The sequence below is a fragment of the Methylobacterium sp. GXS13 genome, from assembly GCF_001455965.1.
In the GTDB taxonomy this organism is placed as follows: domain Bacteria; phylum Pseudomonadota; class Alphaproteobacteria; order Rhizobiales; family Beijerinckiaceae; genus Methylobacterium.
Genome location: NZ_LKKO01000018.1, coordinates 107,156 through 116,156, shown reverse-complemented (window position 1 = coordinate 116,156; position 9,001 = coordinate 107,156). Strand labels below are relative to the sequence as shown.

At 69.6% G+C, this 9,001-nt stretch carries 8 protein-coding genes; 3 read left to right on the top strand and 5 right to left on the bottom strand.

Annotated elements, in window-relative coordinates:
• Positions 1–293 precede the first annotated feature (293 nt).
• From AO398_RS29285 to AO398_RS05605, 3 genes are all read right to left on the bottom strand, one after another.
• Positions 294–494, bottom strand: a complete 201-nt coding sequence (locus AO398_RS29285; RefSeq protein ID WP_058191041.1) for a hypothetical protein — start codon at positions 492–494, stop codon at positions 294–296.
• A 94-nt stretch (positions 495–588) separates the two neighbouring features.
• Entirely contained in the window at positions 589–1,215 is a 627-nt protein-coding gene (gene pncA / locus AO398_RS05610) for a bifunctional nicotinamidase/pyrazinamidase (protein WP_058191040.1), read from the bottom strand.
• Positions 1,212–2,189 carry a quinone oxidoreductase gene (locus AO398_RS05605; RefSeq protein ID WP_058191039.1) on the bottom strand — a complete coding sequence of 326 codons (978 nt, stop codon included), beginning with the start codon at positions 2,187–2,189 and terminating at the stop codon, positions 1,212–1,214. The genes pncA and AO398_RS05605 overlap by 4 nt, the downstream gene beginning before the upstream one ends.
• A 191-nt stretch (positions 2,190–2,380) precedes the next feature.
• Here AO398_RS05605 and AO398_RS05600 point away from each other — a divergent pair, with 191 nt between their 5' ends.
• The 3 genes from AO398_RS05600 to mfd all read left to right on the top strand — a co-directional run bounded on the left by AO398_RS05600 (position 2,381) and on the right by mfd (position 7,214).
• Entirely contained in the window at positions 2,381–2,677 is a 297-nt protein-coding gene (locus AO398_RS05600) for a succinate dehydrogenase assembly factor 2 (protein WP_058191038.1), read from the top strand.
• A 15-nt stretch (positions 2,678–2,692) separates the two neighbouring features.
• A complete protein-coding gene (locus AO398_RS05595) occupies positions 2,693–2,923 on the top strand; it encodes a hypothetical protein (protein WP_058191037.1) in 231 nt (76 codons plus the stop codon).
• A gap of 682 nt (positions 2,924–3,605) precedes the next feature.
• A complete protein-coding gene (gene mfd / locus AO398_RS05585) occupies positions 3,606–7,214 on the top strand; it encodes a transcription-repair coupling factor (RefSeq protein WP_058191035.1) in 3,609 nt (1,202 codons plus the stop codon).
• Between the two features lie 300 nt (positions 7,215–7,514).
• Here the strand turns inward: mfd and AO398_RS05580 are convergent, their stop codons facing one another.
• Both AO398_RS05580 and AO398_RS05575 read right to left on the bottom strand, forming a co-directional pair.
• Positions 7,515–8,018, bottom strand: coding sequence for a VOC family protein (locus AO398_RS05580; protein ID WP_058191034.1), 504 nt, complete (start codon positions 8,016–8,018; stop codon positions 7,515–7,517).
• 17 nt (positions 8,019–8,035) lie between these two features.
• A complete protein-coding gene (locus tag AO398_RS05575; RefSeq protein WP_058191033.1) occupies positions 8,036–8,932 on the bottom strand; it encodes an AEC family transporter in 897 nt (298 codons plus the stop codon).
• Between the last annotated feature and the right edge of the window lie 69 nt (positions 8,933–9,001).

Below are 9,001 nucleotides of genomic sequence, written 5' to 3'. Positions count from 1 at the left end.
CGACCCGAGACCCCCCCATGTCGACGAACACGTCGCTGCCCCTGGCCGCCGCCCTGCCGGTGACCCCCCCCGTAGGCGCCGCCCCCGCCGACAGTACCGCCTCGTTCGGCGCCGCCAACGCGGCGCTGCTGCGGGGCTACCCTGCGAGCCCGCCGCAGCTCTACCTGTCCTCGGGCGGCCCCGGCGCCGGCTTCCTCACCGGCGGGATCGCCGCGCCGCAGCGGCCGAAGGCGCCGGCCCGCGCCCGCGGCCTCGACGGCGCCCGGGCCGGACAGGCCCGGGCTTCTCTCTTCCTACGCGTTCTTGCGCGGGCGGTGGTTCGGGTCGATGCCGCCATCCGTCTTGGTCTCGTTCTCGACGTCGCCCTCGAAGGTCGAGTCGGCCTCCAAATCTTCCGGGTCGGCGCCGCTCATGCCCTTGGACGTGCCGATGCCAGGATTGCCCTTGAGATCGGCATCGGTCGGGGTCTCGGTCTTCGGGTGCTTGGATGACATCGCCTGGCTCCTGTCGGGTCTCGGAGCCGGGCCAACGCGTCGGGCCCCGGGCGGTCTCCCGGTCGGCATGCGGCGGTTCGCCTCCCGGGGGCCGTCAGGCGATCGCGGCGGATTCGATCCGGCGCACGCCGGCCGCCTCCATCCGGGACCACGCGTCGGCGACCGACCCGTCGAGGTCGATGCCCCGCACCGCATCCGCCGCCACCCACACGTCGAAACCCGCCGCGCGGGCGTCGAGCGCGCTCCAGAGCACGCAGAAATCGGTGGCGAGCCCGCACAGGACGACGCGGGTGATGCCGCGCTCGGCGAGCGCCCCGGCGAGCCCGGTGCGGGTGGTGCGGTCGGCTTCGAGAAACGCCGAGTAGCTGTCGACGCGCGGATCCAGGCCCTTGCGGACCACCAGGCTCGCCCGGTCGGTGGCCAGCCCCGGCGCGAACCCCGCCCCCGGGCTGCCCTGGACGCAGTGCCGGGGCCACAGCACCTGCGACCCGTAGGGCAGCGCCACGGTCTCGAACGGAACCCGCCCCGGATGGGTGTCGGCGAAGGAGACGTGATCGGCCGGATGCCAGTCCTGCATCAGCACCACGTGCCGGAATTTTCGCTGGAGCGCGTTGATCGGCGCGACCACCGCGTCGCCGTCCCGGACGGGGAGAGCCCCGCCCGGTAGGAAATCGACCTGCACGTCGATGACGAGGAGCAGGTCGGCGGCGCCGGGTGTCACGGCAGCATCACGATGGAGCCGGTGGTCTCCCGGCCGGCCAGGTCCCGGTGCACCTGCTGCGCCTCGGCCAGCGGGTAGGTCGCGTTGACGGCGATCTTCACGGCGCCGTCGCCGACCACCTTGAACAGGCGGGCGGCCGCCGCCTCCAGGGTGGCGCGGTTGGACGAGAAGGTCGCGAGCGTCGGCCGGGTCACGTAGAGCGAGCCGCGGGGGGCGAGGAGCCCCAGGTCGAGGCCAGTGATCGCGCCCGACGCCGAGCCGAAGCTCGCCAGCAGGCCGAGCGGCGCGAGGCTGTCCAGCGAGCCCATCAGGGTCGCCTGACCGACGCCGTCATAGACCACCGGCACGCCCTTGCCGCCGGTGATCTCGCGCACCCGCTTGGCGACGTCCTCCTCGCGGTACAGGATGACGTGGTCGCAGCCGTTCTGCTTGGCCAGCGCCGCCTTCTCGGGGCTGCCGGCGGTGCCGATCACCGTGGCGCCGAGATGCTTGGCCCATTGGCAGGCGATCAGGCCGACGCCGCCGCCGGCCCCCTGCCACAGGATCGTGTCGCCGGGCTTCACCGCGTAGGTCCGGTGCAGCAGGTACTCGACGGTGAGGCCCTTGAGCATCATCGCGGCGGCGGTTGTCTCGTCGACGCCGTCGGGGATCGGGACCGCGGCGGAAGCCGGGATCACCGCCTCCTCGGCGTAGCAGCCATCCGGCACCGAGCCGTAGGCCACCCGGTCGCCGGGCTTGAACTGGGTCACCCCCTCGCCCACCGCCGAGACGGTGCCGGCGCCCTCCTTGCCGGGGGTGTAGGGCAGGTGCGGCGACTTGTAGGCGCCGGTGCGGAAGTAGATGTCGATGAAGTTGACGCCGATGGCCGCCTGCTTGACCCGGATCTGCCCGGGGCCGGGCTCGGCCAGGGGCACGTCCTCGAACTTCATCACCTCGGGGCCGCCGTACTCGTAGACCCGGATCGCCTTCGGCATCGTCGTACTCCCGCTCGAGCCCCGTTGCGCCGGGACGTCGCGGACTCGAGATAACGGAGCGGCCGCCGGAGGCAATTCGTTTTTGCCGTTCGCCCTGCCGTTGCAGCCCGATCTGAAACCCGGATCCTGGATCCATGGCGCCCGGCCGCCTATCTTCACCCTGCCTACCCTCCGACCGGAAGTCCCACAAAATGTCCGGCACCACCCGCACCAGCGCCGACCTCGATCCGCGCCGCCGCCGCCTGCTCTTCCGGTCCTGGCACCGGGGCATCCGCGAGATGGACCTGATCATGGGCCGCTTCGCCGATGCGGAGATCGGGACCCTGTCGGAGGTGGAACTCGACCAGTTCGAGGCGCTGATCGAGGTGCCGGACCGCGACCTGTTCAAGTGGCTCACCGGCGAGGCCGAGACGCCGTCGAACTACGACACGTCGGTCTGGCGGCGCGTGCGGGCGTTCCACCGGCACGACGCGCCGATCCATTCCTGAGAGCGAGATCCCGCGATGGACGAGCCCAAGCCCCCCTACGACCACCCGGCCCGGTCGATCGCCACCGAGATCGTGGTCCGCATCATGCTGGAGATGATGGAGCGCAGCGACCCGGCGCTGCGCTCCGAGATCCTGCGCCAGGCCACCGGCCGGGCTGCCACGATGACCGAGGGCATGCCCAACGCCGACTTCTTCCGCGGCCGGGTCGAGGCGGCGCTGGCCGAGATCGTCGGGCCCGACGCGTAGGGTTCAAGGGCTCAGCGCCCCTTCCCGGCTGCCCGCAAGGGGGGCTGCCCAATCAGGTTTTCGCCTTTGAACAGGTCACGATGTGACTCCTGGCGGGCGCGGGTCCCCTCTCCCGTGCGGGAGGGGGGACAGGGTGAGGGATGCGCCTCCTCCTGATGAACCTGTCCCCTCACCCCTGCCCTGTCCCACACGGGAGAGGGCGCGAGTGGCAGTCTGCAAGAGCGACAGCGCCTCGAACCTGTGTCGCTTGCTCCCAGAAGGCATTGTCGAGACTGGGATGATCCGGGTCGGATGCGCCCATGCGCTCTATCTCTTCGTCCGTCAGGGCCGCGAGCTTGACGCGGTCGCTCCGGGTAACCACCGGCGCGGAACGCGCCATCGCGATGACGTTGCAGCAGCGTTCCATCCGCCAGGCGCGTGAACAGGATAGCGTCGTCATGCGCCATGGCGGATTCCCCTGTGATCGTCCGACGCGGTGAAAGTGCCGCGCCTCCAGCAAGAGCGCCTGCTTCCCCGAATCGCACTTGAACACGCGTTCCATGCTGGAGCGTAGCCGCCATATAGGGCACCGTCAGCCACCCCAACGCCGCCGCCGGGATGCTTTATCACGACGGCTCAATGGGCTAACGCCGGCCCGCGTCAGCCCTCCCTGTGCCCGGCGGGACTCCCCGCGAAAGACCCGATGGCCAAGCCCCAGCCGAAATCCTCCCCGAAGCCCCCTGCCCCCGCAGCAAAGCCGCAGGTCGCGCGCTTCGCCCTGCCGAAATCCTCGGCGCTCGCGCAGGTGCTCGAGGCCCTGAAGCGCGGCGACAGCCCGGTCCTGGCGAACGCGCCTGAGGGGTTCGACGCCCTGGCGGTGGCCGACCTCGCCCGGGCGCTGGCGCCCACCGTCGACGCCCCCGCGGTGCTGGTCCACGTGGCGCGCGATTCCGGGCGTTCGGCGGCGTTCCAGTCGGCGCTCGGCTTCGTCGCGCCCGAGATGGACGTGATGAACCTGCCGGCCTGGGACTGCCAGCCCTACGACCGGGTCTCGCCGACCACGGCCACGGCCGCCGCCCGGATGACCGCCTTGGCCCGCCTCGCCCGGACCCGCTCCGCCGAGGACCGCCCGCGCATCCTCTGCACCACGGTCAACGCCCTGGTGCAGCGGGTGCCGCCCCGGGGCCACATCGCCAAGGAGGCGTTCTCGGCCGCGATCGGCAACGTCGTGGCGATGGACGACGTGGTCGCCTGGGTCGAGGCCAACGGGTTCCTGCGCACGGGGACCGTGCGGGATACCGGCGAGTACGCGGTGCGCGGCGGCATCCTCGACCTGTCACCGCCGGGCCTGCCGGTGCCGATCCGCCTCGATTTCTTCGGCGACACGCTGGAATCGATCCGCGCCTTCGATCCGGAGACCCAGCGCACCACCGGCCAATTGCGCTCGCTCGACCTGATGCCGATGAGCGAGGTCCAGCTCACCACCGAGACGATCCGGCGCTTCCGCCAGGGCTACATCCAGAGCTTCGGCGCGGCGACCCGGGACGACCGGCTCTACGAGACCGTGAGCGAGGGCCGCCGCTATGCCGGCCTCGAGCACTGGATGCCGCTGTTCTATGACGGCCTCGACACCCTGTTCGATTATCTCGGCGGCGTGCCGCTGGTGTTCGACCCGCAGGTCGAGGACGCCGCCGCCGAGCGGATCAGCCTCGTGCAGGATTACTACCAGGCCCGCGAGGGCGCGATGAAGACGCCCCAGTCCGGCGTCGCCCCCTACAAGCCCCTGCCGCCGCGCGCCCTCTACCTGACCCCCAACGAGCTGAAGGAGCGGATCGCGACCGCCACGGTGGCGCGGCTGACGCCCTTCGCCCAGCCGGACTCGCCCGAGCGCGCGGTCATCGATTGCGGTGCCAAGGCCGGCCGCACCTTCGCCCCGGAGCGCGCGAACGAGAGCGCCAGCGTGTTCGACGCGGCGGTGGCCCATATCCGCGACCTCCAGGGATCCGGGCATCACGTGATCCTGGGATCCTGGTCCGACGGCTCCCGCGACCGGCTCTGCGGCGTGCTCACCGACCACGGCCTGAAGAAGCCGGTGGCGATCACCCGCCTTTCGGACGTCTACGCGCTCAAGCGCGGCTCGGACGCCGCCGTGGCGGTCTGGGGCCTCGAGGCGGGCTTCACGGTGGGCGAGCTCGCCGTCGTGTCCGAGGGCGACATCCTGGGCGACCGGCTGGTGCGCCAGAAGCGCAAGGCCAAGCGACCCCAGGACGTGATCCTAGAGGTGCAGGCGCTCCAGCCCGGCGACCTCGTCGTCCATGCCGACCACGGCATCGGCCGGTTCTCCGGCCTCAAGACGATCCACGCCGCCGGCGCCCCGCACGATTGCCTGGAGCTGAGCTATACCGGCGGCCTACTGCTGCTGCCGGTGGAGAATATCGAGCTCCTGACCCGGTACGGCTCGGAGGATTCGGAGGTCGCCCTCGACCGGCTCGGCGGCGGCGGCTGGCAGGCCCGCAAGGCCAAGATGAAGCGCCGCATCCTCGAGATGGCGGGCGAGCTGATCAAGGTCGCGGCCCAGCGCTTCGTCCGGAAGGCCCCGGTGCTCAAGGCGCCCGAGGGGCTCTACGGCGAGTTCGCCGCCCGCTTCCCGTTCGAGGAGACCGAGGACCAGGCCAACGCCATCGACGCGGTGCTGGACGACCTCAATGCCGGCCGACCGATGGACCGGCTGGTCTGCGGCGATGTCGGCTTCGGCAAGACCGAGGTGGCTCTGCGCGGCGCCTTCGCGGCGGCGATCGCCGGCAAGCAGGTGGCGGTGATCGTGCCGACCACCCTGCTCGCCCGCCAGCATTTCCGGACCTTCTCCGAGCGCTTCAAGGGCCTGCCGATCGAGGTCGCGCAGCTGTCCCGGTTCGTCTCGGCCGGGGACATGAAGCAGACCCGCGCGGGCCTGATCGCCGGCACGGTGGACATCGTGGTCGGCACCCACGCGCTGCTGGCGAAAAACATCGCGTTCAAGGATCTCGGCCTGATCATCGTCGACGAGGAGCAGCATTTCGGCGTCGCCCACAAGGAGCGGCTGAAGGCGCTCCAGGCGGATGTCCACGTGCTGACGCTCTCGGCGACCCCGATCCCGCGCACGCTCCAGCTCGCCATGACCGGCGTGCGCGAGCTCTCGATCATCGCCACGCCCCCGGTGGACCGGCTGGTGGTGCGCACCTTCGTGACGCCGTTCGATCCGCTGACCATCCGGGAGGCACTGCTGCGCGAGCGCTACCGCGGCGGGCAGTCGTTCTACGTCGTGCCGCGCATTGAGGACTTGGCGGAGGTCAAGAAATTCCTCGATGCCGAGATGCCGGAGATCAAGGTTGCGATCGCCCACGGCCAGATGGCGGCGGGCCAGCTCGAAGACGTGATGACCGCGTTCTACGAGGGCAAGTTCGACGTGCTGCTCTCGACCACCATCGTGGAATCCGGCCTCGACATCCCCACCGCCAACACGCTGATCGTGCACCGGGCCGACATGTTCGGCCTGGCCCAGCTTTACCAGCTGCGCGGCCGCGTCGGCCGCTCGAAGGCCCGGGCCTACGCGCTGTTCACGACCCCGGCCAACCGCCAGCTCACGACCCAGGCCGAGCAGCGGCTCAAGGTGCTGCAGACCCTCGACACCCTCGGCGCGGGCTTCCAACTCGCCAGCCACGACCTCGACATCCGCGGCGCCGGCAACCTCCTGGGCGACGCCCAGTCCGGCCACATCAAGGAGGTCGGCTACGAACTCTACCAGCAGATGCTGGAGGACGCGGTCACGGCGCTCAAGGCCGGCATCGAGGACGTGCCCGAGGAGGCGTGGTCGCCGACCATCGCGCTCGGCGCCCCGGTGACCATCCCGGAGACCTATGTCGAGGATCTCGGCGCGCGGCTGTCCCTCTACCGGCGGCTCGCCACCCTCCAGGACGATGCCGAGATGGAGAGCTTCGGGGCCGAGATGATCGACCGGTTCGGGCCGCTGCCGCCGGAGGTGGAGCAGCTCCTCAAGATCGGCACGATCAAGATCCTGTGCCTCAAGGCCAATGTCGAGAAGGTCGAGGCCGGCCCGAAGGGCGTGGTCGTGCACTTCCGGGACAAGTCCTACGCCAACCCGCAGGGCCTGGTGGCGTTCGTGGCCGAGCAGGCCTCCTTCGCCAAGGTCCGGCCCGACATGAGCGTCGTGTTCGTGCGCGAACTCACCACGATCCCGGCCCGGCTCAAGACCGCCACTGAGGTGCTGCGCAGCCTGGTGAAGATCGCCGAACGGGTGAAGAAGGCGGCGTGAGGGGGGGGCCGAGCAACACTCCTCCCACCCACCTCCTCATCCTGGGCGCCGGAACGCAGCGCAGGCCTTAGAGGAGGGCTCCGGCCAGCCGCGCGATCCCTGGAGGCGCCTTCGAAGCTGCTAGGCGGCAGCTCAGGATGACGTGGCCTGGATCGGCGGACCGTTGGTTGCACCGCCAGCCCCACAGGCGGGCGCGAGGCTGTGGTAGGTAGTCTCGCGCAGGGCGTCCCGTTCCGCGCGTTCAGCTGACGGTGACCTTGACGCATGCGGCGATCCGGCAGCCTGCGCCGCCGGATCGATTCAACACCAAGTGCCCGTCGGCACCTTGGTGAAGCTCTTGAGTTCGATGGCGTTGCCCGAGGGGTCGAGCACGAACAGCACCCACTGTTCGTGGCCTTTCTCAAGAAAACGCTTGTGCGGCTCCAGGACGAACGCGGTGCCGGCCTCGACGAGGCGCTTGGCAGCGGCGTGGAAGGCCTCCACGTCGAGGGCCGCCCCGAAATGGGGGACCGGCACATCCTCGGCGTCGACCTCGCGGTGGAGATTCCCGGCGTTGTAGCCCGCGACCTCGTGCAGCGTGAGCTGGCTGCCGAAGAAGTCGAAATGCACCGATGTCGGGGTGCACCGGCGCTCGCGGCAGCCGAGGAGCGTGTCGTAGAAATGGCGCGCCTCGGCGAGGCTTCGGCAGCAGGTGCTCAGGTGCATCGGGAACAGGGTCGCCTCGGCCTGCCTCGCTGCGGCGGCGTCCGGACCGTCCGAGTGTCCGGGAAGCCCCGAAGCTCTGTCGTTCGTCGCGCGTTCCATGGCTGGATCCTCCCGCTTCAAGCCTGATTCAGCAGGCTCATCAAGATGATCGGTGTCGAAGCGATCGATAGGATCGTCGAGACGAAGACGACACCGGCAACCTCTTCGGGCTGATTGTTCCATCTCTGGGCAAAGAGGAACGTGTAGACGGCCGATGGCATCGAGCACTGCAGGATGAAGGCTGGTCTCTGGATCCCCCGCATCCCGAACACGAACGCGACGAGCAGTCCGATCACCAAACCCAATCCGATGCGCAGTGCGGATGCCGCCAGGGCGTGGTTGATCGCCGGAACCGACAGCTTCGCCAACGACGCGCCGAGCAGGAGCAGCATCAGCGGGACGGCCATGCCGCCGACGAGGGTCAGGGTGTCGACAAGAGCCTTCGGGACGGGGATCCGACAATAGGCCGCCGCGGCGCCGACGATGACCGCATAGATCAATGGCATCCGCAGGATCGCCCGCCAGTTCGAGCGTCCCGAGATGATCGCTTGGCCGATCGTGTAGTTCGCGATCGAAGAAAGGGCGAAGAAGATCACGGCGTGCGCCAAGCCCGGCGGCCCGAAGGCGTAGAGGGCGATCGGCAGTCCGAGATTGCCCGCGTTGGGGAAGGCGATCGCGGGCAAAAACGTCGTCACCCGCAGGCCGAGGGCCATGATCAGCGGCGCACCGAGCAGCGCGAAGAGAGCCAGCGCCACGACCGAGGCGGCAGCCGTCGAGACGAAGATCTCCGGCTCAAGCTGCGTCTTCAGGAGTGTCGATACGATCAGGCAGGGTGTGGCGATGTCCGTGGCGATGGGCGTCAGGATCGCGCCGTCCAGCTTTCGACCAGAAATGACCCAGAGATATCCGGTCAGCCCGACGCATATGACCGGAAGGACGCATTCGATGACCTTGATGGCAAGTTCATAGCCCATGTGTCGTCAGTCTTGATGAGATGTATGCGGAGCTGATCGGCGCGAATCATCTCGGAATGTGCTTGGTGT

Bases quoted from the DNA above. Each gene is read 5' to 3' on its own strand.
- mfd (WP_058191035.1), top strand. From the start codon at position 3,606: ATGGCCAAGCCCCAGCCGAAATCCTCCCCGAAGCCCCCTGCCCCCGCA.
- AO398_RS05580 (WP_058191034.1), bottom strand. From the start codon at position 8,018: ATGGAACGCGCGACGAACGACAGAGCTTCGGGGCTTCCCGGACACTCG.
- AO398_RS05605 (WP_058191039.1), bottom strand. From the start codon at position 2,189: ATGCCGAAGGCGATCCGGGTCTACGAGTACGGCGGCCCCGAGGTGATG.
- AO398_RS05575 (WP_058191033.1), bottom strand. From the start codon at position 8,932: ATGGGCTATGAACTTGCCATCAAGGTCATCGAATGCGTCCTTCCGGTC.
- AO398_RS05595 (WP_058191037.1), top strand. From the start codon at position 2,693: ATGGACGAGCCCAAGCCCCCCTACGACCACCCGGCCCGGTCGATCGCC.
- AO398_RS29285 (WP_058191041.1), bottom strand. From the start codon at position 494: ATGTCATCCAAGCACCCGAAGACCGAGACCCCGACCGATGCCGATCTC.
- AO398_RS05600 (WP_058191038.1), top strand. From the start codon at position 2,381: ATGTCCGGCACCACCCGCACCAGCGCCGACCTCGATCCGCGCCGCCGC.